Genomic DNA, 26,800 nt, shown 5'->3' with positions numbered 1-26,800 from the left:
TAAATGATGTTGTTGATTTGTTATTTAATTCTAGTGAAATTAAATATATATTAATTTTCACACTGATATATAAACCTTATGTTCAGTTATTGAGACTGTCAAATATTTTAATCTGTATTTTTATTATCATGACAATAATAAAATAATGTGGACCCCCCCCATTTAGCACCCTTTGTTAAAAGCTATTTCATTCACCTTGATTCACCTTATAATTTTTCCAATTGCTGCTTAATCTGTTGTTGGAAATATTCCGCACGAGTCAACAAAACCTCAATCGTCTTCTCATCATAACGCTCACCCTTTTCAATACGCAGACATATACGTATTCCTTGCTGATATTGCAGCAGAGCAAAAGCGCCTTTCATACGGTGCGCATGGTGTGTGACTTTTTCATGTAGTTGTTGATTTTCCGGTTGTCTCAGTTCTGCAATATCTTCCGACATGCCTTGCCACACTGCACTGAGTAATTGGTACTCTACAGTAGCATCTCGCTGGGCCAGCGCCTGAATCTCATCAAACTGTAACGTGATTTCATCATTCACCTGTCGGTAATAACGGTTGATTTCTGCCAGCAATTTGCTTTGCACCAGCGGCTTGGTCAATACACCATCCATTCCTGCGTCCAGACAACGAGCTTGCTCAGTAGAAAATGCATTCGCGGTGCACCCCAGAATAATAAACGGTGGTAATTGCCGTAGTCGCTCATGTTTTCTCAATAACTGAGTCAGTTCATAACCATTCATCACCGGCATCTGGCAATCCGTCAGCACGAGGTCAAAATACCCCTCTTCCATCAGATTCATCGCCTGTTCACCGCTTTCAGCTAATACGACACGATGACCCGATGGGGCTAACTGCAATGACAACACCTGTAAATTGGCAGGCAAGTCATCAACAACTAAGATATTCAGAGATTCGTGAATTTCCCCTTCAATATTTTCAGTTTTTTCGCTTATTGTTTCTTTCTCAACAACATTGCGCATAAGTGGTAACGTTACTGTAATCTGCGTGCCGCCATCGGGTGCACCGGTGATTTTCAGGCTGCCGCCCATTAATTCAACTAACTGTACCGAGATGGGTAATCCCAACCCAGTACCGGTTTTACCACCACAGTTTTGCGTCACCTGTACATAAGGTAGCAAAACCGCTTCATACATGGTTTCCGGGACACCGCAACCGGTATCTGCAACCACCAGCGTAATTTCATCTTGGTTACTCTCTGGAATATGCTGATAGCTGGCGCTGATTTGCACACCGCCCTGTTCAGTAAATTTAATAGCATTGCTCAGTAAGTTATTGACTACTTGAGTTAAACGTGTTGCATCCAGCAGATGGTAATATTCAGACGGTAAATCGAATTGCCGGGCAAAGAACAACCCCTTTTCTTTAGCGCGATGACTAAAAGCCACCACACAACTTCCCAGAACTTCTTGCAATGATTCCGGTTTCAGATTCAGCACCATACGTCCAGATTCTATCTTGGAAAAATCCAGCACATCACCGATTATTCCCTGTAAAGACATTGCTGCGTGCCATGCGATATGTAATGGCGTAGATGGCAAAGTTTGTTGTTTTACCTCCAGATCGAGAATACCGATAATTGCTTGCAAGGGAGTGCGGATCTCATGGCTCATGTGCGCCAGAAAATCTGATTTCTCTAAACTGGCAAGTTCAGCCTTATCGCGCTCCTGACGCAGTTCTTGCGCCAACAATTTACGCTCGGTCACATCAAACCAGCCACCAATTATTCCCTGAACAACGCCTTCGGTATTGCTGTAACTTTCAAGCCACAAATAAACATCTCTGTCCTGCCCCTGGACGGCAATGCTACGATCGGAAAAATGCGCAGGCTCCCCTTCCAGACAGCGCAGAAAAATCATACTGATATCTTTCTCATCGGCAGGTTTTAAAAAGCACAAAGAAAAGAGACTACGGCCAATCACATCAGATCCGAGAGTATTCATCTCGCGGCGGAAATAGAGGTTCGCTGCCGTAACGCACATGGTCGGATCGCAGACAAACATTGGCGTAGGCATGTTATTAAATAGGGTTTCCCAATATGTCAGCAAATCCTGTAAGTTGTTTTCCGCTTTTTTACGTCGTCTGATTTGATGGGCAAGATAACTCCCCCAAAAGGCCGAACTCAACGCAATGACAAATAACGCACTTCCCCACAATTTCACCCAGGGAGAAATTTTATTGTCAGCATAAGCTGTCACATTCCCCATAGATAACCACTTCAGGCGCAACACCCGCAGCTCATTTGGCGGTAATGCATCAATGCTTTTATTTAATATATCAACCAATTGAGGATAAGCAGGTATGATGGCGTATTGTTCCGGTTGCAATGAGCCTTCAAAAAACTGAATAGAAATATTGGTACCATAGTGACTTGCTTGCAGATAATCAGCACTTATCAAACTATCAAAAGTTGCATCTGCCGCGCCGGCCAGCACCATATCAATACCTTGCGTCACATTATCAACTTCCATGACGAAGATCTCCGGATATTGCTTCAATACCGACAGGAGAGCATGACCGCGCTGAATCGCTACCCGATGGTGTTTAAGTTGTTCAAACTCATAGGGCGCATTACGCTCATTGCGAGTGATCATCACCCATTCCACAGTACCATAGGGATGACTAAAAGTGAGCCAGCGACGACGTTCTGGCGTATCGACCAAAGAAGTCATTTGAGCTTCGCCATCTAATAACAGTTTTTTGATCCCCACCGCGCCATCTGCCGGAATAAAATTAAAGGTAATACCGCTTTTCTCTCCCAGCAGACGTAAAATATCCACATCCAGACCAGTGAGTTGTCCATCTTTATCCAGAAATGAGTAAGGCGGCGCAGTACGGCTAATCGCAACATTGACGACAGGATTCTTTTTAATCCAGGCTTTTTCTTGCGGCGAAAAGATTGTGGTGTCGTTATTGCCGCTCAGAGCCAGCCCGGAAACCCAACGTTGATAAACCTTGTTTCTGATTTCGTGAGGAATGGCAGTCAGGATGAGATTTATTGTTTCAGTTATGCCATCGCCGTTGTGGGCAAGAAAATCATACCGCTCTCCCTGAGAAATATCTCGACGGTAAGTCAGCTTTGTAAACGGACGAAAAGCCAGCAAATAGGCAATCTGGCTTTGTCCGTCCAGATAGGCATCGATTTCACCATCCACCACGGCTTGTACTCCCTCTTGTTGGTTTTTCGCCACCAAAACACTGTGGTAATGCTTACGCAATTGCTCAATGGTATTCGGGTTACTGCCTGGCGCTGCCATAATATTCATTTGTGCAAACGGCTTATTGACTTGTTCTTTGCGCACAATCAGGGCAAGCGGCTGTACCAGAATCGGATAAGTGTTATCATCCCTATTTCCCGACTGGGGTGAAGCAGAATGCGATAGCAACTGAATATCTCCACGCTGCAATGCGGCATAGGCTGATTCCCAGTTACCAAACAGCCGTACCTCCACTGGCCTTTTTAATACGGTTTCAATCAGGCGCAGATAGTCAGCGTAAATCCCTTCCAATTTGCCATCCCAACGATGGATCACCAATGGCGCGCCGATGCAGCAGAGAATGCCGACTTTTAGTGTTGGAAAGTGTGAGACCACACCCCCTTGCTCTTTGGTGGGTAATGGCGCAAATTCCTGAGTGACGACATTAGAATAAAACTCCACCGGTAGCCCGTCTGAAGGCAGCTCTTGCGCATTACGGTATTCAAACAGATTGAGACTCCGGCCAGATAATGGCAACAGGAGTATCAATATAGCTAACCATCGTGATCCTTTCCGACCGCCTTTCATCGATTACAATCCCAATCCAACCTGATGCAAATAATTATAAAGTGCTGCTTCATTATCTAACCCCAGCTTTTTCATCGCGCTAATTTTTTGTGCACTGATCGTCTGCTTGGTACGGTATAAACGTGCAGCGATATCATTTACACTCAATCCTTGTCCCAATAATTTAATCACTTCCAGCTCTTTGCCGGTCAGCGCTTTTACGACTTCCTCGTTCGGAGATTCAATAAATTGCTCGCTTAAATAAGGCTTATCGTGCCCTGTTGTACTGTACAATCCTTTCACTAACTCGTGAGACAGACTGTTTTTGTTCAAAATTGCTTTCACTTTATAATCAATTAATGAAGCAATTATTTTCCGGTCGCTGAGCATCGTGATCACCACGACAGGCAAATTCGGATATAGCTCACGAATTCGGCTAATCATCCGCAAACCGTCGATCTGGTTATCGCCTGGCATATTGAAGTCCGTAATCAGCATATCTGCCTTTTTTTCCTCCAGCAGAGAAAAAAGTGCAGTCACATCATGCGCCTCCCCCACAACCTGATAATTCTCGGGTAATGTTGCCAATACGGTGCGTAGTCCTAATAAGAAGACTGGATGATCATCAGCAATAATGACTTGTCTCGGCATTAGTTATTTCTCCATATTATTCTCTATCCGCTATTTCACGCATCGTTCCTTCAATAAAACCGGCATTTTCACCTACATGAACGATCAAGGCGATAATCACCGGGTTAAATTCGCCTTTACCATCAGCAATCCGAATTTTTAACGTCTGTGGTATCTGCGAGACGGAACGTTTAAGCTGTTCGATTTTCTGCCGATCTTCTGTATGCACCCAAGCTAGTAACTGCGACCAGCAGGCGGGCGCTTTACCACACCGCATCCAGGCCGCGTCATGATGCCAATACAGGTGCCCGTCGGCACTTAACCGAAAATAATTAATCTGTTCTTGCTCCAGCATAGCGCTCATTAACAAAAAATGCGCTTTATGGCGATGTAATGCATTGATTGTGTTATATAAATAACCACAGCATAATAATGCAGGCAAGGTAAATGCGGTGCTGTACCATGCCGCAATTTGCACGTTCTGTTGGATGCTCATTAATCGGGATGCGAATGGCCCAAAGCCAAAAATGGTTGCACTCACGATCCCTACTGTACATAAGGATAAAAAGCCGCTTAATAACAGCAAATCACCTCTTAACGCCAATAGCATCGGCAGGCCGAAGGAAAAGAGGAGCGCTACTCCTTGCCAATGTATTTTCCCGGTTTCAGGTGGCGGGCTGGTAAACAGTGCTGTCATGGCAAATACGGCCACCAACCATAAACCATAGGTTTTCTTGTCTTCAACCCGGCTTTTCTTATAGGTAATGCAAGAAATAACAAAAAACGTAAACGGCAGATAACTCAGCACAGAACAGACAACAATCGGTAATGAAATAGATATATCAATAGGGTAACCCAATAAATGAAGTACCCACTTTGCCATAAATCGCTCAATAATTCCGCTTAACGAACAAAGCACTGTCAGATTGAAGATGTCACTTGCCCGCCTCGGGGCCCACATTACACCGTAGAAAAATTGCCAGACCAACCCTGTTACTACCAGCATCACCACATTGAGACAAGAAAATATCAGCGAGACGCTCACCGGCCTACCATACCATTGGCTGGCTGTTAGCGAAATTAGAGCACCCGTTATTAACCAAACAGGCCAATACCGTGGCGCCCTGGCGCAAAAAATGCCTTGTAACAGGCCAGCCGGAAACCACACTAGTGACGACAGGCTCCAGACATCACGCACTTGTAAACTCAGCAGTGCCAGCGCAAAATTGATTAGCGTAAAAATAAACCAAAAGACCACTATCTTTTTCATTTTCATCAGGATCTCATTTCGTAACACTGAATGTTACATCATAAGATAATATGCAGCATTGAATGTTACATCACAAGATAATACGTAACACTAAATGTTACATCATGAGGTAATAATAGCAGAGAAGGCCATTTCTTACCCTAAATTGATAATGTTTGATAGTTTTAGTCTTTAATGATGATAGTTTATTTTGTCATTACGATAACTGTATTTGGCCTTCGATAACATCCAGGCGTACATCCTCATTCACCGGTGCATCGCCTAACAGCAATTGATCTGATAACAGCGGCAAGACGAACTGGGTTAACAGGTTATCAATTTCACGGGCGCCACTTTCCGCGATACGGCATCCTTCGGCAATAAAATCCACCAGCGAATTGCTATAGTGCAACTCGCATTGGGTTGCTTGACGATAACGCATCACAACTTTATTCAGTTTTTGATGCACAATGGCATGCAGAATTTCGCCATGTACCGGCAAATAAGGAATGACCTGCAAACGACCTAAAAATGCAGGCGTAAAGATACGTTGCAGTTTCGGCCGGATAATTTCCTGAATATCGTCAAGTGTTGCCGGATGAATTTCCCCCTGTACTTTCACGCCTTGCATCGCTGCACGCATCACCAAATCCGATGCAGCATTAGTGGTCAGGATAATCAACGTATTGCGGAAATTAATCTGCTGTCCTTCGGCATCTTCCATCATGCCTTTATCAAACACTTGGAAGAATAGTTCCAATACATCAGGGTGTGCTTTCTCAACCTCATCAAGTAGCACCACGCTGTAGGGCTGATGGCGAACCGCTTCAGTCAGCACGCCCCCTTGTCCATAACCGACATACCCTGGGGGAGAGCCTTTTAGACCGGAAACAGAATGTGCTTCCTGATATTCCGACATGTTGATAGTGATCAGATGATGTTCACCGCCATACAGCTCATGTGCCAACGCTAGAGCAGTCTCGGTTTTCCCCACACCAGAAGGACCGGCAAGCATAAATACACCGGTCGGTTTTACCGGATCAGCCAGCTGTGCCTTAGCAATCCGAATTTGACGGGCTATCTGACTAAGCGCATGATCTTGTCCCATTACCCGTTGACTAAGGCGCGTTTCCAACTGGCGCAGCACATCGCGTTCATTTTCCACCATCCGGCCAAGAGGTATCCCGGTCCAGCCGGCAATAATATCGGCGACGCAGGCAGCATCAACACAGTCAAATACATAGGCATGCTGATAGTGGCGCTGACGCAGTTCCGCACTCAGCACAGGTAACCGTTCGTCGTGTTCCTCACAGGCAAGGATGTCGTTCACTAACTGACGTTGAGCGTGATATTCCGGCAAAATTTTCTCCAGGGATACCTGCAACTCGGTTTGACGCTGTGCCAACTTCTGTAATTGGGTTTCATGACCACCTTCACGCAATAATGCTTCCTGTTCGGCGGCGATATTTGCCAGCATGGCACGCAGATCTTCAATCGGTGCAGGTTCGTCAGTCTGTGAAACGGCAACACGGGCACAAGCGCTATCTAACAGACTAACCGATTTATCCGGCAACTGACGTCCATTAATATAACGGCTGGATAATACAACGGCTTCTGTCACCGCCTCTGCAAGCACTTTGACGCCATGATGTTTTTCCATCGCCGGAGTCATGGCGCGCAACATGGCTGTCGCCAGTTCGATCGAAGGTTCTTCGACTTTGATCACCTGGAAACGACGCGCTAATGCAGCGTCTTTCTCAAAGTACTTCTTATATTCCGCCCAAGTAGTTGCAGCAATAGCACGCAATTCACCACGCGCCAACGCCGGTTTCAACAGATTAGCCGCATCGTTTTGTCCGGCCTGACCACCAGCGCCAATCAGAGTATGAGCTTCATCAATAAACAAAATCACGGGTGTGGGATACCCTTTCACTTCATCCAATAATTTCTGCAAGCGACTTTCAAACTCACCTTTGACGCTGGCGCCCGCTTGTAGCAGCCCCATATCCAGCGTGAATAATTCAGCTTGTGCCAGCACTTCCGGTACACGGCCATCGACAATACGTTGAGCAAGTCCCTCGATCAGCGCTGTTTTACCGACACCTGCTTCGCCGGTTAATAACGGGTTGTTTTGGCGACGACGCAGTAGCACGTCAATTAACTGACGAATCTCCCGTTCACGGCCCAAAACTGGATCCAGTTTGTTATCACGCGCCGTCTTTGTCAGGTGATGAGTGTATTGCGCCAGCGCGGATTGGGTATTATTCCCGACGGGAGTTGTAATGTGCTGCGGTTCTGTATGTAACTGTGTACGCAACCACTGTTCTATCGCATCAGTGTTACACTGTAACGCCTGCTGTAGCTCTGATGTGAGTGAATGATGCAGTGACGGATTCATTATCAGTGCTGCAATCAGCGCCTGAGGGGTAATCTGCAACGCTCCCCAGTGGGTACTGGCGTACATCCAGCTCTGCTCCATCCATTCTGTTAAGTTAGTAGCCAGTACCGGAGGACGATGATTACCGCTGCGTAATAACGTCAGTGACCGCTGACAGACATTCAGCAACGCGATAGCATCAATACCACCGTGGTGACACACCTGTTCCATCATCGGCATCTGTTTTTCAAACAAAGCCAGCAACAGATGCTCAATTTCCACTTCGTGATGGGTGCGCCGTACTGCCAGGTTAGCAGCCTCATCAAGACACTGACGCGCTTCCACCGTTAATTTACTGACGATCTGTTTAAGATAATTACTCACTTTTAGGTTTCCTTAATTCATTCCAATATGTGGTGATCTGTAACGGCAACGTAGAAAGGGTTCCTTTCGCCACTACCGGTTCACTTAAATTTAGTAACTGGCTGTCCAGTCGGTTGCGTTGTTCCAACAACGCCGTTTGTTGCTGCTGATGTTGCTGCCATTGACGATACAATGCTGAAACTTCTTTCCCCCCGCTGATCTGATAGCGCACGGTGATGTTATTGATGCCCAGCGAATTTAACTCATCGTGTTGATGTGGGAATGCCTGTGCCGCCATCGTTAATTCACCACTGGAAAAGGCATGGATAAATTGCAATAAACCATCAGTACCAACATAGTTTTTACTTAACGTAAAGTCAGGGAAATACACCTCAATCTGTACCTTGCTGCATGATCCCGGACTCCAGTGCAAAGTCCTGCTGTCATTGAAATTCATGCTTTTGAGTTGCTGTACACCATCATCACAACTCAGCGTCACTGAACTGCCAACCGGCAATACCCGGGCTCCTCGATTGGCAGTCGCAGGCTGACTGGTAACCATCACCTCCGCCGATTGATCCTGTTTCGGTTCCTGCTGTTCAGTTGCCAGTTCACGCTCACTTTCCAGCAAGTTGAGTTTCTCTTGCAGGCGACGACGAATATCAGATGTCGATGAAAGCATGTTGTTCGGCTGGATCAGATTATTGATATAGAAAATGAAATCATCGTTAAACGGAAAGACCACATCTTCTATTGCCTGGCGTTGAATACCCTCAGGACGAATATCCAGCGCATACTCTGCGGTATCCCGCACAAACGCATTGCTGTACTCATACAACCGCGCGTTCAATTCCCGGCCATCAAACAATTCCTGCCTGCTTAATTTTTCCATCGGCCAGATCACTTTGCTTTCCCATTGTGTTTGCAAACGGCTGGCGGCACTTAAGAATGCATAACGCAATACCAGATGTGCATCACCCTGATAGAGTCGCCATAAGGTTTCATTGACAATCTCATTCTGCTTATTTTCGGTCTCATGACGCCATAGAGTGAAAAGATTAAATAAGGTACGTAAACCGTTATCATTCAGCTCCCTTTTCTCGCTATTCAGCGCATTTTTGACCAACAACTCTGTTTCCATATCACTGAGCAATTCACGTTGGCTATTTAACTGCACAGCCTGTCGGTAGGCGCGATAGCGTGTCAGCGCGTTGTCATCCAGCTGCACAGAGATCTGCGGTGAAATGCCAAGCCATGACATGATGCGCTGACGCAAAGAGATGTTCCCCAACGAAACGCGTTGCATCACGTTGCTTTTTTGCACATAACCATGCAGTTGCCATAAACGCTGCTGCGTCTGCAACCAGGGCTGTTGATCCTCCGGCGCCACGGTAGATAAATCACTCTCCAACTGCTTTAAGAAGGCGATATAGGGGCTATCATATTGACCTGTCGCCAATATCAGCGCTCTCCAGTTTTTCTTGCCGCGTACCCACTCTTCCGCTTGTGGCATAACTTGGGCGAATGCTAACCATTCTGACTGGCGCTGATTCTGATACTGTTGATGAAACGAGCGCCGTAAAGGAACAAAAACTGCGGGTCTGTGAAGTGCTTGTGCCAGTTCATCCAGAGTAGCCTGAATATCGCGCTCACCTGCCTGGGTATAAATGCCGCGAATACGGGCGTTAATTCTGGCGGCATCATCGCCGGTCAGCGGCCAGAAATCAGCCAGCGTCAGCGAACGTGTTCCTGCGGGTTGTTCGTCGGCTAAAAGCCATTGCCAATTACCGGGATTCTCCAGTAAGGAGTGCAATACATTCCGCCATTGATCAAATTCCTGCTGTGCGTTGTCCTGCTGATATTGCGCCAGACGCAGAGCCACGCGTTGTTCTGCTGATAAAGGATCATTTTCACCGCTTAACAGTGAAGCGGAATAAGCTGGCATACGTTGCAAAGTTTCCAGCGTAGCGCCATGCGCCATGGCTTGTTCAATATTGATAAAGCGTGCCCAATGTAAAGCCAACAGCCGTTTTTGCGGTGCTTCAGCGTTATGGAAGCGTGTAAGCAAGTGTGTAACTATCGACTCCGGGTTAAATGCTTTAACAGGCGCTTGTTGCTGATAGTCCCTCGCCATACGTTGTTCCATCGTATGGGTAACCGGATAAAAAATCAGATGTGACAGGGTTTTCTGCAACCAATACTCAACCTGCCGATAACGCAAGTAACTGCGTTCAAGCGGGTTTGCCCCATGGATATGCTCAAGCTGCATGACACCACGCCAGGTAGTGACTAATGCGTTACCTGCTCCGTACACCAGCATCAAACTGAATATGATAATCAACACACGTTTGGTCAGTGTTCGCCAACCTGTTAGTAAAACGGCATCATTACGATGAACCTGTTCGGGCAAATATTCTCCCAACAAACGGTGGCTGAAAACGCCTTCAATTTGCTGTGGTTCTGCCTGATGTTCCGCAGTAAAAAACATGCCCCGCAACAGACCATGCTCCAGATAATGGTCATGATCAAATAATGCGCTCAGGTAGTAGCCCAGTGCTGGTTGCAGTTGAGCAACAGTTTCCGGCAACGCTAGCACTTCAGCTTCCGGTTGTTGCCGTTGCTGATTGAGCAGTTTAAGGCGCATCGCTTTCAAGGCGTTAACAATAGTGCTCATACTCTTGTCCAGCACATCGGCGACATGACTATCCGTGTGATGCTCAATAAAATTGCCCAGCAATTCAGCATGTTGTTCTACCGATAGTTGTGCACGCCAGTGGTTAAAACCCGGCAATGCTTCACTATGTGTGAGGATCAACCAAATCGGCAAGCGGCGTTCCAGACGTATCTGTAATGGCTCCAACTGCGCCCGCACATTGCGCGCTGCAATATACAGCGCTTTGTTGTCGCTGTTTAGCAACTGCTCCACTGACAGGCAAACTAATACACCGGCGGGCTTATGTACTTGCGCGATCCAGCGTATCAGACGCAGCCATGCTTGCCGGTACAACGATTGCCCTTCGGTATAACGACCAGAAACCACCATGTACATAGCACGGCGGAAAAACCACCAGCGACAGGTAAAGCTATTTTCTGTAAGCGATGGCAGATTCTTCCCTGTCATCGGCGCCACATTACAGTGAGCTAATAGTCCCTGTTTACCATTACCACGCTCTCCCGCCACCAGAAACCACGGCGGCATAGATCCGTTACGGTGTAACAGCGAACGAAACCGGCGCCAGCTTTGTAAATGTCCTCCCCACCACCAGTGCTGATACAGTAAATACTCCAGGCGATGACTTCCCTTCCGCCAGAATTTATTTATCCCGCGCAGTTTATTCGTTATCTGCGGTAAAAATGCCATCACTCCACGCAACAGTAATAACAACAGTAATAGGAAAAGAAACAATAACAGGCCACCTATTGTCGGCCATGAAAGCGCCACTGCAATAGCTAAACTGAATAGCAGAAGGATAGCCATCACGCTGAACCAGCCAATGGCATAAAATAACTTTTTCATGTTTAATTTCCGAATTTATCGGCCAATATTCAATAAATAGACGTTGATGAAAATATAAATTAATGTAAGAGATAACATTAATAATATTAATTTAACGCGCCATTTATTATTGGGTCGTCTATTTTCCAGAAGATTATCGCATGTATTCATTAGCCGATGATTTTCTAAAGAAATATAACGACGCAAAGTATCAGGAAGATTCTCTAATTCCTGATGAATAATATTATGCAATTCCAGATTGTCAGGTTGGCCATAACGACCATAAAACCCAGAAAGCAGACAAAAAACATAGACTAGACGAACCTGGTAATTATCCGGCGCTAATGCGGCAAGACGATCAAAAAACGTATTTCCACCAAGCTCGGCATCATAAAGCTCTGCCTGCAATGATGATTGTCGCCAAACACTCAATTCTTTTTGACCTGCGCACAGAATGGCTTCATCTGCCCAAACCACCACCGCGAAGTTTGCCTCTTCGATATCCTGCAATCCATAACCATGCAGACGCGCTTTATTTTGTGCCTGCGCCAGCGCGGCTAACAGTGTTTGCCGCAACTCTTCGGCATGATTCACCTGCTGTTGAATCATACGCAGCACACAAGTGAATACCGGAATATAACAATCTAACAAACGCATCATGATGCTCTCACTATAACGATCTCTATCTGTAAATCGTCTGGCGCATCAGCCCAGTGCACCGCCACACGTTTACTCTCTTCTACCTGCCGCCACAACGCACCGTGATTTTCTACCCGGAAATAACGTGTATTTGTCCGGTTAGGTAAACCATGCGGCGCAATTTCCTGGTAATACAAACGTACACCAGGCAAAGCGCGATTAATAATGCCGTCGATCTGTTCCGCCGCAGCCAGCTTAATCAAACGATCGTCAGGAATTTCACGTTCGCTATGGGTAAAGCTGTCAGAATGCAGCACCAGATAAACCCGCTGCTGTTCACTGGCTCCCGCAACATTAAACACGGCATGATAATAACCGCAGCTTTCCTGTTGCAGAGGAATAACCGTATTCGGTTCCAGCACCAATGCATTGAGCAGATCAGTAATTGTCCGTTCACAACTATCGAGAGTCAGGGCCAGATTCAGATGCTGATATTTTTCCAGCATTTCTTCCTGCCCATTCCACTGCCCTAAAAAAGAGCAACGGTCGGTAAAACAGGAAAGCTCGCTGATCAGTTGACGCAATAGCCCAAAAATCTGTAAGGGATGAACATCCCGCGCCTCCTGAAAATGATGTAACTGCACGACATAACGCGCCAGAGTACGCAACGTCAGCAATAGTGTGCTTTTTTCCTGGGTATAAATTTCCCCTTCCAGCGTTTGTGGACGTTTCAATTCTTCCAATTGATGGACACGCCCGGTCAGCTCCTGGCACAGTTGCTCAATGCGTTGTCCCAATTGTGGCGCGGCGTATAGCGTCAAACATGGCGGCAGATAGCGGTTATCCAACTCAATGCCGTCACCGGTACTGTGCAATTGACCCACAGGCAACAGGGTATAACCCGTTGCTTGTGTAATCTCATCGTGCAGAAAAAAACGTAAGTTATAGGTAAGTTGTTGTACTTCTGCTTCCGGTCCTTCACCAAAAGCATCCCGCATACGCCGTTCTTGCGGCCATGTCACCCAGCGGCTGGTAATATTACCGACACTTCCGCTATCTGTAATACCGGTGACGTTACTCTGATGATGATTAAACATATGTAAGCCGACATAAATGCGCTGCGGTTTTTCGCGTACCAGCCAGCAATCACGTAATGATCGGGCGCTGAGTACGCCGTTGACGCCACAATCCACATAACAACCGTCGGGAAAAATGAACGCTGCGTTATGAACACTGAGCACTTCATCACTTAGCGCAGCCAGATTGAACGCCAACTTCACCACACCAAACGCATAAGGTTGAGTCAGTAACTGATAACGTCCTTGCCAGTATTCCTGTTGCAGCTCATTCGCCTGAAAGTGCTGCGGCTGTAAATACAATCCTGAATACCAATACATCGGTTTATATTCAAACATGACGTTACTTCCTCAATGGATTTCTGTCATTGCCGGAGCCGGCCGTTTGTCCCGGGTAAATCACCTCATCCCCAGCGTTGCCTGCGGAGAAATCACTGCGGGTAATGGCATAACGCCCCAACATCAACTCAACATTCATGGGAATAAATTCAGCATTCCAGGATTTATTCCACCAACCTTGCTGCTCAAGACGCAACGGTAGTGATAATACTCGTACATGAGTGCTATGCGGTGCAGGGTAATAACCGGCAATCAATGCGATATAACGCGCCTGTTCTGCTCTATCAATATGTAAAGAGACAGATTGCCCCGGCATCATCACATAATTATCTAACTGTAATATCTGTTCTATCGCACCGGTGCCGGCAAATAAATTACGTAACAACACCGAATTAGCCAGTAATTTATCCAGTTGTTCGCGTTTTTCCGCCTGAGCAATTAATATCGTGCAACTATTCGGTATATTATTAAAAATATTCAGTTGTGCATCGGCAGTCATTTTTAAACGAATGGCATTATTGGCATAAATAGGCTTGGCTTGTTCAATTGCCTGCAAGCGTTTTTCATTATTGGAAATGGAATCACTGCAACCACTGATTAGAGAAATTACTGTTAATATTAAAAGAATGCGTTTAATGACATTATAAAAATTTATATTATTCATCTTGCCCTCTGTTTTTATCCGGCCCTTTTATCACGCGCATAATTTCTTGTAACGCGGAGGAATTATCTTCTATCATTTCCTCCAGCCATTCGGCCATGCCCATATTCGCCCAACGTGCTGCCCGCTCCATTAAATATGGCACCGGACTGGTAGGTTCATTCTGTCGAAAATAATTGGCGATGTTGATCATTTGCTCAATGGCGATAGCGCGCATTTCATGATGTGTCCGACCTTCCGCTAAAAAAGCCGTGTTAATGCCGTTTGACGCTTTTCCTCCTGACACGGTTTCTTCATTGCTGTGTTTCTGAGCTGATCCCGGAGCGACAATTTCACGAAAACGTTCGATTAATGCCACCAAACTTTGCAGATGCTGCGTACTCGTGCTCATACTGTTGCCGGATGTCGGCAATAAACCCAGCATGATTTGCTGCAATGCTTCCAGTGCGTTGCGGACCTGTTCGGCCTGTTCCAGTAACCGGTTAAACCGCCCGGCTGGTGTGGCGCGAATACTGTCGTCACATTCAGCGAGACCAAAATAGCCATCACTGATCAGAGGAGCACGTAATTCACTATTAACTGCGATACGTTGTTCAAAATATTGCACCCGTTGCCAGACATTCAGGCTCAATTTGTCATCATCAGTCAGTGTCAGATTGTCCAACTGTTTCACCAGCTGTTTATCCAGCCAACTCAAGCGGCCAAGACGGGCATCCGCACTGTTTTCTTCATCATCATCATCCAGAGGCGGATAAAGCACCGGCCAAAAAGTTTCCAACAAGCGGGTCAGTAACGTGATACCACCGGCGATACCTTCCAAACCATACAGCTCCCCTTGTGCCTGGGTTAGCCAACACGCTATCTGTAAGTCTTTACTGTGCTTTTCCAGTACTTCCTGACATAACGCTGAAACCTGCATCCAATCAGCCTGACGGGTTTCACATCCCCATGTATCATCCTGGAGAAACTCCTCATCGGTTTCGCGTGCCGCATTTATTTGTTCAAAAATAGGTTCGTATTCAATATCACATCCTGCCGGTTCATCAGCAGAAATGGGATGTAAAAAACAGGCGATATCTGTTTGTGCTAAATTCACAGTGATTTCCATTTCAGGCAATAATCACCAGCGGGTAACCCGTGGTAATTGTGCCGCCATGCGCGCACAGATCACCAAGTCTGGCTGCGGGTCTCCCACCAATCAACACGGTCGGGCTGCCCATCGCCACCGTATCCGGCGGCCCGACACATACCAACAGTGATCCCATTGTTGCTGCCGGCAAACCACCAATCAGCACCGTCGGTACGCCTGGCGGCATAATGGGCCCTCCCACATGGGGTATTGGCGGTACCGCCGGCGACATCATTGGACAAATATGCATATCACCCATACGGGCTGCTGGCATTGGCATCATTGTTCTCCTTATAACGTAGCTTCATGGTACAGATAGTTTTTGCGTCCCTGATCTTGTGACGGCGGCAATTGCTTCAGTTGACTGTGTGCCAGTTGAAAAAATTGCTCAACGTACAGCGCTTGCTGTTCCGGTTGTTCGCCATAAACATGTAGGATCAGACACAACGTATCTGCCAGTGCCGCAAGTGATTGCCACGGTTGTGGGTAGACCGCTTCCAGATCGGGTGTTGTCATGCTGCCTTCACTCCAGAAAACTGAAAGCGCCAGACAGGAAATCGGGTTATCAAACCCCACAATCTGCGCCTGTTCGAACAATTCATGACGCAGCGGATCACCGCCATTCGCTCGCCAGCGCCGTATTTGTTGCAGCAACAAACGCTGTTCTTGCATCAAGTCTCGTTCGTAAACGCGGGAGATAAATGTCAATGCCAGTTCCAAAGCCTGAGCATACGGCAACATGAAAATGGTGTAGAACACCGCGTCTTGCCACAACATTTCCTTATTGAGCGCCGATAGATTTTGTTCGTGTACTGCATGTTGCTGTAATGCCAATTCCGCCTGTGGAGAAAGCTGGCAGTGTCGTAATTTAACCATTGTTCTAAGCTCTTGTTATTCTTTGATCCTGCATTAACCAATCTTGGTCAAAATCCCTTTCACCATAGCAATGCCGGTAGCATCCACCTGAACAATGCCGCCTTTTAATTGTGCCATTGCGCTGCCTGCTACTTTTACCGTGGTCCCGGTAAGTTCCGCTACGCCGCTGCTCTTTAACGCCAGTTTTCCTGAGCCTTCTACTGTGACAGACGGCGCTTTAATGGTAATTCCCGCTGAGGTAATCGATAATTTGCTGGCGCCGACTTTCAGCTCAATCCCCTGACTTGCGGTAATAGTGCATTTCTGACCAACATTAATTTTAGCGTTGCCTCTGGATACTTCCAGCGCGTAATTACCTGCGCTAACGGTCGTGGTGAAATTGCCGCGATCCAGCGTTTGCGTCTTATCGCCTTTTTTTACCTCGGTTAACGCGCTGCCTTCACTCAGGATTAACGTGTCATTGCCCTTTTTAATTTGGGTATCGCGCTTTTCTTCAATCTCCCATTGCGCGTTGCGATCAATTTGCGCTGAAAAATCATTCTTTACTTTCAGACGCATATCTTTTTGTGAATGAAGTAAAATAAATTCTCCCCCTTTTTTATCTTCGAAACAAAGCTGATGCCCTTGTTCCACTGTGCCTTTTGCGCTACTGCGCGTGGCAATGCCGCTTTGCGTTTTCTGCCCTGGCAACGTAAATGGGGGCATCTTCACTCCGTTATAAACTGTTCCGGTCACCAACGGACTATCCGGGTCGCCGTCAACAAAACTCACCAGTACTTCACTGCCCACACGTGGTACAAATTGCGCCCCAAACTTTGCGCCATTCCAGAATTGACTCACTCGCACCCAGCAAGAACTGTCATCATTTTTTTTGTGTTCTTTATCCCAGTGAAACTGGATCTTGATACGTCCTTGCGTATCGGTATGGATCTCTTCTGACGACGGACCGACAACCAACGCAGACAACACACCGGAAATATAGGGCCGGATGACAGAAGGACGTGGGCGAAATACTTTATTCGCCGGAAATAAAGCGACTTGCGACGAAAACAGTAATCCGCCTTCTTCCAGGTTACTTTCCGCTTTTAATTGCTGGTGGCCCACCGCATACCGACCATCGGCGCTGGCGTGTCCTTTCAGCGTAAATTGATGCCCAACCTGTAAACCGGGATAACTGTTAACGGCACGCGCGTAATGTGACTGTGATTCCCACTGTTCCATGCACAACGCCGCCTGTGCCTCCAGTTGATTACGCTCTTCCTGACGCCGGTCGTCATAGATAGAAAGTTTGGGATTGATGGAATAGCCGCTGTTCGCTTTGGCGCTGGCGCTGACTGCCGCAGCGTTTTTAACGTTATAACCATTCATTTCCGCAGAACCTGGGATAATCATGCGATGAATATGCCAGGCGCGTAGCCCATATCCTTGCTGATCGCCGATTTTCGATTGATACGGTAATACGGCTAAAGGCGCATTAATAAACGTCGAAGGGTGATCAGCCAACACCAGTACATGACGCCCCTCTTCATGGCGGAAGAAATAGAAAATACCTGCCTGTTCCAGTTGACGCGTCACAAAGTCAAAATCCGATTCTTTGTACTGCATACAATATTCAAGCTTCGGATAATGGCTTTTTAACGCCAGTTCAACGTCGTTAAACCCACGTTTACGGAAAATATCGCATACCATATCCGGCACACTGATACGCTGATAAACGCGCAGATTGCGGGTTAACGTCAGCATTTTCAGCCACGGTTCAATGCGTGCCTGATAACAAAACTGGCCGTCGGTAAAACCTTGTTGCTGTAATTCAGTCAATACGCCATGCACAATACGGTAATTTGGCGCTTCACCAATACGAAATGCCAGTGGTTTACCGATATAAGGCTCCAGCTTGTCCCAGTCTGCGCTGGAATAGAGCTGAACAGAAAATGAATAAGGCTGAGACAGGTGTTCTTCACCTTCGATTTTACTCAGCGCCACAATATTCGACAGGCTACCGATAACCTGTAAAAAACGATTTTTTTGCCCTAACAGCATATTTTTACCTGCATTTTTTTATTCAAACCGCGTAAAGATTCGCACATTCAGCCAAATAAACACGCTGAATATTGCTATCTCCGGTATTCCCTAAACAACCATCCCACCCCAATCGGCGGCTGCCATTTAACCTATTGCCCTGCCCACTATGCTGCACCAGTAATTCCAGCGAAAAAGAGAGCAGCGGCCCGGCAAATTGCCACACCCACTGCGTCAATTTGCGATGTTGTTCATTTCCCGGCATAAATGCGGCGTGCCGCCAGGCGGCAAACGGCCCCAACTGAATATGAAACCCTGACTGGATATCCCAATAGGCATGACCCAACATCGGGTTATCACCCAACAAACTGCGGCCCAGGCAACAACAATGCGCCTGTTCGGCATATTGCCAGCGCCCTTTAAAGGGATTAATGCTGACCGGCATGTTAAATTCCCGCTGCAACAGATGCTGTAAGTTCACCATTGTGCGAACTGGTGTCGCCAGTAACCCAACACAAGCAGGATGAGCGCGTTGGGTTTCGCTCTCGGTCAATTGTCCGGCTGCCGCAGCAATGACTGCCGGTAGTGCCCGAGAACCTTGCAGTTCTGCGTTGACGTATAACCGGTATTTCTGCCATGCCTGAAAACGTAAACTCAGCAGCCGATGGGTAAAAATATCAATAAACGCCTGAGCTGATTCATCACCATAGCGATAACGCCTGTCGATCAGCCATTCGGTATAGCGCAACGGTAATGCGCCAAAAGTCCCTAACAGGCCAAAGTGATGTACCGCCATGCGATATTGTTCATGCCCCTCTTGAGGAGGCATCAGGGATTCGACTTCCCTTTCCGGCGCCTCCAGTGTTGGTACAGAACTGAATTGCACCACATCATCAGGGATGATCACTGTTTCTTCATTTTGACGATGACGTTTAAGCAACCGGCGTACATTCTGATAAAAACGACCACCAACCAAACGCACCTTGTTTTTTGCATTATTGCTTGTTAAAGCCATGTCAGTTTCCCGCTGCGGCGTGGCCAGCGACGCGTACTATTATTAATCGTCTCTAACTGTGTGACAGTTTGCGTGAAGCTGTTAATTGGCGCATACATAGCGATAAAACGTTCCAACAGACTGCAATACAGATAAAAATCGACAAATTCACCCGCTTGTGCCTGAAAGATCAGGGTTACCTCCAGTCCCCGCGCCAGAGAATAAGGGTCGGCGGGGTTTAAGCGTGCACTTACCGGCGCAATCGCAATCTGTTGTAATTGTGCAATCAACCTCGATATGGCCGGATCACTGATCAGGTTGTAGAGTTCCAGCGTTTCTTTTAAGCACTGAACTCCCTGCGGACCACTCAGTAACATTTGGTTCAAATTGAGTTGCGACACCAGCCGCCAGTTCAACGCACAACTTGGTTGTGGACGTACCGGTAATCGGGGGCGGATCAATCCCAGAATTTTCACACCTGGCAAAGCACTTTCCGATTCGAAATCCCCATCAGGATGACCGTTACTCAACTGCTGTGGTACATCGCGGTTGGTACAGGTCAGACTCAGTATCACCACATCGGTTTCTGGTTTCAGATGTTCGCCGCGACTATCAGAAAAACTGATGAACATATTCATCCCTGTGTCGTCATGTCTTAGTGAAGGGCGCGGTGACGCCTGCCAGAACAATGGAATCGGCTCGTCATATTGTGTGTGTTCAATGCCAAATAACGACGGCATCGGACTGGAACTCAATTGCTCTTGCTGACGGCTGACAACCTCAACTTGGTTGATGGTATAAACTTCCATGCTTTGTGGACGACGTGCATCCGGCTGAACCAAGTATTCATGCTCGGTTTCCAGTGGAATAATTGGCTCCGCCTGATGAGGAAACAGATTGACGATGGGTACGCAATTCAACCGGAAGGTTTCGTTGCTGATTTTATCATTCATACGTTCAATACGACGCAATGCTATACAATCCTTAAGCCGGAAACGATATTGCAACTCGTCTGATGAACTGGAGATCAAGCCGGCATCAGGTAACGGAATATCCAGAAATAAAAATCTTTCAGGAAAACTGAAATAATCGCGGAACAAGTGGTGAACCGGATTTATCAATAAATCATCAGCACATAAGTTGTCTTGCGGGTCAAAACCCACCACTTGAATATCCCGACTATTCATGCTGAATGTGCGCTCGCCCAACCGGCATTCCAGTTGCTTAACTTGTGCCGACAGCAATTCATACAAGCTGTGAGTCAGCACCGGTACGCCATGTAAGTACAAACGAATATGGCGAGCCTGAAAACTGGCGCCTGGCCACAACGTAAAGTTCAACGTTAAGATAAAATCCCGGTCGTAAGGGTCCGGCGTCAGTTCCGCGTAAGTTAAATCCAACGGCAACATTTCCAGTGGATATACTGTACGGAAATGGCATGCCACATCATCTACCGGCTGAGAAATCAATGAGGTATGCCGTGCTACCGACATCATCCCGGTAACGCCGGATGTCTGCGGATCTTGTTGAAACTGCACCAGCGATACCGACGGTACCTGACGCAAAAACTGCGGCGCTAGCACTTCCAACATTGCGTTACTTAGCTCCGGCATATCTTCATCAATACGTTGATGGATTTTTGCCGTTAAAAAAGCAAAAGATTCCACCAGACGTTCTACATGCGGATCTTCCGAAACGCCCTCCGCAAATCCAAGACGTTTAGCTATTTTAGGAAAACGCTGAGAAAACGCAGCGCCATATTGTCTTAAATAATTTAATTCCCGGTTGTAATAAGTCAGTATTTTCTGTGGTAATAGCATCATATTGTTTATTATTATTTATCCCATGAAATTGAATAGGTATATGCGGTACTGCTCCATGAAATAGAAAACACCACCTGTTCATTGAAAAAGTCTCCATTCACCCAGAAAGTAATATTCTCCGGCGTATTTTTCTGTAATGTTATAACGACATTTTTCAAGCGTGGTTCGAACCAGGAAATAGCTTGGTAAATATTATTGCTCAGTGCATCAATACGTTCATCATCGGAAATATCCACATTAATGACATCGGAAACACCATAATTTAAAACTGATTTCGGCAACTCCCCAAATAATGGTGAAATTGCAGAGATCGGTCTTGATGAAAACAGCATACCCAAATCGGAAATCAGGCTTCGTACGACTTCCTGACGTGACCAGTTCAGCGTTACGCCACGTTTTTCATCTTGTGGGTAATCGTCTTTCAGACGATGGAGAAATGAGGGCTGAATCATAATATCTTTCCGGGCAGAAACCGCCGGCCAAAGGCCGGCAGTAAACAATCAAGATTACTGTTTCTTGTTCTCGATAAGATCCCAACCTTCTGGACCTGCTTTGCTGCCTTTGGTTCCATCTGGGCTGAGTGGGGTGAATGTCCATTTAATTTTGGAATAAGTGATAGAAAACTGCTCTTGTGGAAATTCACCACCGCGTGAACAGGTTTCATGAACATCGGAGATAATACATTCGTCCATTTCCACTTCCGCGTAAGGATGCATTTCCCCTTTGAAAATCGTACAGATTTCCAGTTTCACCTTCTTAATCGCCGTACCCTGCGCCACTGCGGACAACAATTTGATAGAACTGATGTCCATCACCTTCACACAGTCAATGGTACGGAAACCCGCTGCGCCAACGGTAATTTTACGTTTACCACTGTCTGCGATACGTGCGTGGTTGAACGCACCAAAGTTGACATGCTCCAGCTCAATCCAGTCTTTATGCTTGCTATCGGTACTCTCACCTTTAATACCATCGATTTGTAAAAAAATTGAAGAACTCATAATTAACCACTCCAGTTAGTTGTAATAAATAAAAATAAATGGGACAAATTTTAATAAATAGAATAATCAAGCCGCCGATGCTGATGACGGCGGTAAATCAGCAACCAACCGTAAAGACATACTTAATCCTTCCAATTGGAAATGCGGTCTTAAATAAGTTACCGCTCGGTATGTTCCAGGTGCTCCGGGAACTTCAACAACATCAATCCTTGCCTCCCGCAATGGATGACTGGCTTTAATTTCTGCACCGACGGTATCAGAGCCAACAATATATTGGTTGATCCAACTTTGCAGATAAGACTGACATTCTCCGCGGGACATAAAACTCCCCACTTTGTCACGCACGATCATTTTCAAATAATGGGCGAAACGAGAAGTCGTCATAATGTATTGCAATTGTGTTGATAATTTTGCGTTGGCATTTGCCAGGTCGGAATTATATTTCCGCGGTTTGTTAGGCGACTGTACCGAGAAAAAGGCGGCATAGTCGGTACCTTTATAATAAACCAGAGGAATGAACCCTAATTCCGCTAACTCTCTTTCACGGCGATCAGAAATGGCTACCTCAGTCGGGCATTGCAACATCTTTTCACCGGACACAGAGGAGTAATGATGGGTCGGCAATGCTTCTACCAATCCCCCGCCTTCCACACCGCGAATCGCCGCGCACCAGCCATATTGTTCAAATGCAGATACCATACGGCCTGCCAGTGCATAAGCGGCGTTAATCCACAGATAACTGCTGCTGTCCCCTTCTTTTACCCGCTCTTCGAAACAGAACTGTTCAACTGGGATGGTTTTTGCCCCGTAAGGTAAACGGCCAATCACCCGCGGTAAAGTCAAGCCAACATAGCGGGAGTCATCAGATTCCCGGAAACGCTTCCAGCGCAGATAATCGGATGTTTCAAACAGTTTGGACAAATCACGTGGACGTGGCAGTTCACCAAAATCATTCAGCCCTAACATGCCTGCGTTGGCTGAACTGATAAACGGTGCATGGGCTGCTGCTGCCACATGGGAAATCTGCTCCAGCAAGTAAAGATCTTCCGGGCTGTTATCAAAGTCAAAATCACCGACAAATGCTGAGTAAGGTTCACCACCAAAGGTGCCATACTCATACTCGTAAACATTCTTAAACAACATTGACTGATCGAAATCAGATGCCGATTTAAAGTCTTTAATTAAATCGGTTTTTGTCGCATTCAACATGCGGATCTGGGTATTATCAGTTTCACTTTGGTCGAGTAATCCTTTAAGCCCTACCCAAGACGATTCCAGACGCTGGAATTCCGGGTGATGCAACACCAGGCTCAGTTGAGCGGACATCAGCGCGTCAATCGCGGCAATACGCTCTTCAATGCTGTTTACTAAATCACCAGAGACCACCAGCGAACCTGACGTTACTTCGGCCAGAAACTGGTCGAGCTGGCTTTTGACCCGATCACGATCGGCTTCCCGGCGAATAGCTTGGGTGTTATCAATAATCTGATCAAGAAAATCACCGTTTGTTTCCAGCGTTTTCAATTCTTGCTGTTCAACAACGCTCTGTTCCATGCTTTCCTCACTGTGCATTGTTATTTTCCGGAGTGACGTCATCCGCCGTATTTTCTGTGGCTGGCGTTTCTGCCTCTTCCTTATTTACTTGCGGTAATTTGTCTGCATGTTCAGCAAGAATTTCCGCCAGACGATCACGCAATTTTTCATTGCTCAATGCTCGGCCTTTCAGATCGCTTAATTTGCTGCGAACCTCCAGTAAATTACGCAGCGGTTCAATCTGCTTCGCCAAATTCTCTGGGGTAAAGTCCGCCATTGATTTAAATTGCAAATCGACATTAATAAATCCACTTTGGCCAGGCAGTGCACTTTCAACTTGTAATTCCAATGAAGGTGTCATACCTTCCATTACTGCATTAAAATTATCTTTATCAATATGCATGAAACGGCGTTCACGCATAGGAATTGACTGCTCAGCAAATTGACCAATGACACCAATGACCAAAGGCAATTCTTTTTTCTCGACCGCACCACCTAATTCAACATCATAAGTAATCTGAACTCGGGGCGGTCTCACTTTATCAAGCTTACGTTGAGTATTCATGGCACCTTTATACCTTTATATATGACAGGAAGTGCAAACTGACGTTAAACCGCACCAAACCTGATTAAATAACCGAACAAGATGAGATAGACGAAGAGATCAATTAACGTCTATTTATAGCAATCTAATATGCTGTGACACATTTAATTATATTTAAAACCCACCGTGTGTCGGCTGGTGAATAAGTTCTCATGTATATTAATTTAATGCAATACTTACGAGGTTAAATATAATGTCGAAAATCTTTCAAATTAATTCAATTGTTTGTATTTAAAGATTAAATTAAAAATCATGTATTGTAATTAAAGTGTATTTTCATACTTGTCTTATTTTTTAATCTGCTATTTTTAGTAGTGAAGCTCTGATTAGTAAGAAAAATTAAAATATAGTTGTAATTAAAATGTTAATTGTGGTTTTTATCATAGCTAACCTGAAATGGTTATATTAATTATCAATTTGTTAGATTCTAAAGTGTTTAATTAAATGGAAATAATAAAGTGAAAAATAGGGAATGGAAATGATGTGAATAAATATTATTTTCAATTCTAAAAAATAATTTATTTCATGGAATATTGATATGTATGGTTATTTTCTTGCAGTAAGCATTGACTGCCAATGAATGTATTCATATAGGGTTCCCCGCCCTGTCGGACAAGACGGGGTTTACGGCGGTTTTTGCTTAATCTAAGGGGCATACCCGAATAATATGACCGTCAGGGTCTTCAACGAGGAAAGTACGACCAAAGACTTCAGTGTAAGGTTCTTGCACGATTTTGATGTCGGGGTTCTTCCGCCATTCCTCAAAGAGGCGATCTACGTCTTCGTGAGATGGCAACATAATACCGATCTCAGAGAACCGCGGGACAGCAACATCTGGCTTGGTTCCACCAGACCAAATAGCAAACAGTGCTTTACCATCGGCAGCAAATGCCACATAGCGGGGGCTGGAAAACACGGGTTCAGAATTGAAAAGTGTCTGGTAGAAGGCTGTCGAACGTTCGATATCAGATACGTAGACAAGCTGAAGGTTGGGTTTGGGAGATACTGTCATCATGTCATTCTCATGTAAGCTTGATTCAATATAAGAAAGTAAAAACAAACGGTTATATAACTCAACATGTAACAATTTGTTATTGTATTGCACTTATCATTTTAAAGTAATGTTGATTATATGTATATATATACATGTAATGACTATGAAACTCTTTTTGACTGAAAAGAGTCATCTCCTTGGAAGTGGAACCAATATGGAAATGGACGACTGGTGCAAAAATGCGAGCCCCCATTCGAGCTAGTGGATCGGACCATTGTTCAGCGCCATTCACAATAATGCCGAACTTATTTCCAGCAGTAGCTCTGGATACATAGTCCTTGAACGTATCTCCCACACGAGGATGATTAAATAAAGCCTCGTTCTCGTACTGAGGGCTCAACATGCTGTCAATATACACTCGAAACAAACCACTGATAGCCCGTTCAGCTTCTGTAGACATGCTGGCAAACAAATCAAAAAATAGAGCATCATCGAAGCATTGTATTGAAGCACGTCAGTTATCAGATTAGCCTAATCTTCCACCGAACAAACTCATCTTGCATAATTAACTTTTACGCAACAACAAAGTAACAAATTCACCTTAACGTTACAATTAAATTAATTGTTTTTTTATTGACACTGTGATTTAAATCATATAAAAGAAATCGAGTTCATCGATGACTATCCTCTCTATCCTTTCATGATTTCACTGGCCTTGAAACACTGAATAATTTGTCAAATTTACAGAAAGAATTATCTGATTGAAATATCAGATATTTTGTAATTTTAATGGCTTTTTTGGCAATTTGAGAAGTTCGATAAAAGTGAAACATTCATCACAGGTAATAATCTTAATTTAGCAAAAAATATCCCTGATTTGAGATACCTTCTTCTATATTGGCAAATATTTTATACTCTGTATTATAAGATACCAAATGATATACATAAATAATTTTAATGTATTTTTGGGGTGAAAATGTTAAATTTCTCTATACACCCCGCGTCTGCTCAAGTGATTTGACGGCACCATACGGCTTCACCCGGCTGTAATTGTTCTGCGCTCAGCCTGGTTACCTGATTCAATATCAACGCTGGCCTGCACCGCTCTTGACTGTAATTAAAACATAATAATAATCTTATTATGGTATTTATTCATAAAAAACCCAGATAAAAAACCAATAACACTAGATTTAAATCTATTAAATAAACCTA

Annotated in this window: 20 protein-coding genes; all 20 read right to left on the bottom strand. The window is 45.5% G+C overall.

Features of this window, described 5'->3' with window-relative positions; translation table 11 throughout:
- Positions 1–206: 206 nt before the first annotated feature.
- Entirely contained in the window at positions 207–3,806 is a 3,600-nt protein-coding gene (locus tag ABR397_RS00280) for a transporter substrate-binding domain-containing protein (RefSeq protein ID WP_350303956.1), read from the bottom strand.
- Between the two features lie 3 nt (positions 3,807–3,809).
- Positions 3,810–4,436 (bottom strand): response regulator transcription factor, encoded by a 627-nt coding sequence (locus ABR397_RS00275; RefSeq protein WP_350303955.1) that lies wholly within the window; start codon positions 4,434–4,436, stop codon positions 3,810–3,812.
- A 16-nt stretch (positions 4,437–4,452) separates the two neighbouring features.
- A complete protein-coding gene (locus tag ABR397_RS00270; RefSeq protein WP_350303954.1) occupies positions 4,453–5,691 on the bottom strand; it encodes a hypothetical protein in 1,239 nt (412 codons plus the stop codon).
- Positions 5,692–5,881: 190 nt separating this feature from the next.
- Positions 5,882–8,425 carry a type VI secretion system ATPase TssH gene (tssH, locus tag ABR397_RS00265; protein ID WP_350303953.1) on the bottom strand — a complete coding sequence of 848 codons (2,544 nt, stop codon included), beginning with the start codon at positions 8,423–8,425 and terminating at the stop codon, positions 5,882–5,884.
- Complete coding sequence (locus ABR397_RS00260) at positions 8,418–11,921, bottom strand: type VI secretion protein IcmF/TssM N-terminal domain-containing protein (RefSeq protein WP_350303952.1); 3,504 nt, start codon at positions 11,919–11,921, stop codon at positions 8,418–8,420. The genes tssH and ABR397_RS00260 overlap by 8 nt, the downstream gene beginning before the upstream one ends.
- A gap of 15 nt (positions 11,922–11,936) precedes the next feature.
- Positions 11,937–12,560 carry a DotU/TssL family secretion system protein gene (locus ABR397_RS00255; RefSeq protein ID WP_350303951.1) on the bottom strand — a complete coding sequence of 208 codons (624 nt, stop codon included), beginning with the start codon at positions 12,558–12,560 and terminating at the stop codon, positions 11,937–11,939.
- Positions 12,557–13,954 carry a type VI secretion system baseplate subunit TssK gene (tssK, locus tag ABR397_RS00250; RefSeq protein ID WP_350303950.1) on the bottom strand — a complete coding sequence of 466 codons (1,398 nt, stop codon included), beginning with the start codon at positions 13,952–13,954 and terminating at the stop codon, positions 12,557–12,559. Before tssK ends, ABR397_RS00255 begins: the two co-directional genes overlap by 4 nt.
- Positions 13,955–13,958: 4 nt before the next feature.
- Positions 13,959–14,618 (bottom strand): type VI secretion lipoprotein TssJ, encoded by a 660-nt coding sequence (locus ABR397_RS00245; protein WP_350303949.1) that lies wholly within the window; start codon positions 14,616–14,618, stop codon positions 13,959–13,961.
- Positions 14,611–15,711, bottom strand: coding sequence for a type VI secretion system protein TssA (gene tssA, locus ABR397_RS00240; protein WP_350303948.1), 1,101 nt, complete (start codon positions 15,709–15,711; stop codon positions 14,611–14,613). The genes ABR397_RS00245 and tssA overlap by 8 nt, the downstream gene beginning before the upstream one ends.
- 13 nt (positions 15,712–15,724) lie before the next feature.
- Positions 15,725–16,024 carry a PAAR domain-containing protein gene (locus ABR397_RS00235; RefSeq protein WP_350303947.1) on the bottom strand — a complete coding sequence of 100 codons (300 nt, stop codon included), beginning with the start codon at positions 16,022–16,024 and terminating at the stop codon, positions 15,725–15,727.
- 11 nt (positions 16,025–16,035) lie between these two features.
- On the bottom strand, positions 16,036–16,620 hold the full coding sequence (locus ABR397_RS00230) for a DUF6931 family protein (protein ID WP_350303946.1): 585 nt from the start codon (positions 16,618–16,620) through the stop codon (positions 16,036–16,038).
- A 33-nt stretch (positions 16,621–16,653) separates the two neighbouring features.
- Positions 16,654–18,660, bottom strand: a complete 2,007-nt coding sequence (locus tag ABR397_RS00225; protein ID WP_350303945.1) for a type VI secretion system Vgr family protein — start codon at positions 18,658–18,660, stop codon at positions 16,654–16,656.
- A gap of 22 nt (positions 18,661–18,682) precedes the next feature.
- Entirely contained in the window at positions 18,683–19,654 is a 972-nt protein-coding gene (gene tssG / locus ABR397_RS00220) for a type VI secretion system baseplate subunit TssG (protein WP_350303944.1), read from the bottom strand.
- Positions 19,645–21,456 carry a type VI secretion system baseplate subunit TssF gene (tssF, locus tag ABR397_RS00215; protein WP_350303943.1) on the bottom strand — a complete coding sequence of 604 codons (1,812 nt, stop codon included), beginning with the start codon at positions 21,454–21,456 and terminating at the stop codon, positions 19,645–19,647. The genes tssG and tssF overlap by 10 nt, the downstream gene beginning before the upstream one ends.
- Before the next feature lie 11 nt (positions 21,457–21,467).
- Positions 21,468–21,908: a type VI secretion system baseplate subunit TssE gene (tssE, locus tag ABR397_RS00210; RefSeq protein ID WP_350303942.1), complete on the bottom strand. Its 441-nt coding sequence runs from the start codon at positions 21,906–21,908 to the stop codon at positions 21,468–21,470.
- Positions 21,909–21,962: 54 nt separating this feature from the next.
- Entirely contained in the window at positions 21,963–22,457 is a 495-nt protein-coding gene (locus tag ABR397_RS00205; protein WP_036839875.1) for an Hcp family type VI secretion system effector, read from the bottom strand.
- 66 nt (positions 22,458–22,523) lie between these two features.
- Complete coding sequence (gene tssC / locus ABR397_RS00200; RefSeq protein WP_350304062.1) at positions 22,524–24,011, bottom strand: type VI secretion system contractile sheath large subunit; 1,488 nt, start codon at positions 24,009–24,011, stop codon at positions 22,524–22,526.
- A gap of 7 nt (positions 24,012–24,018) precedes the next feature.
- Positions 24,019–24,555, bottom strand: a complete 537-nt coding sequence (tssB, locus tag ABR397_RS00195) for a type VI secretion system contractile sheath small subunit (protein ID WP_350303941.1) — start codon at positions 24,553–24,555, stop codon at positions 24,019–24,021.
- A gap of 679 nt (positions 24,556–25,234) precedes the next feature.
- Entirely contained in the window at positions 25,235–25,609 is a 375-nt protein-coding gene (locus tag ABR397_RS00190) for a VOC family protein (RefSeq protein WP_350303940.1), read from the bottom strand.
- A 76-nt stretch (positions 25,610–25,685) separates the two neighbouring features.
- Positions 25,686–26,048 (bottom strand): hypothetical protein, encoded by a 363-nt coding sequence (locus ABR397_RS00185; protein ID WP_350303939.1) that lies wholly within the window; start codon positions 26,046–26,048, stop codon positions 25,686–25,688.
- Positions 26,049–26,800: the final 752 nt, after the last annotated feature.

This window comes from Photorhabdus viridis, assembly GCF_040256935.1.
Classification (GTDB): domain Bacteria; phylum Pseudomonadota; class Gammaproteobacteria; order Enterobacterales; family Enterobacteriaceae; genus Photorhabdus; species Photorhabdus viridis.
This window is presented reverse-complemented; position numbering and strand designations above follow the sequence as displayed.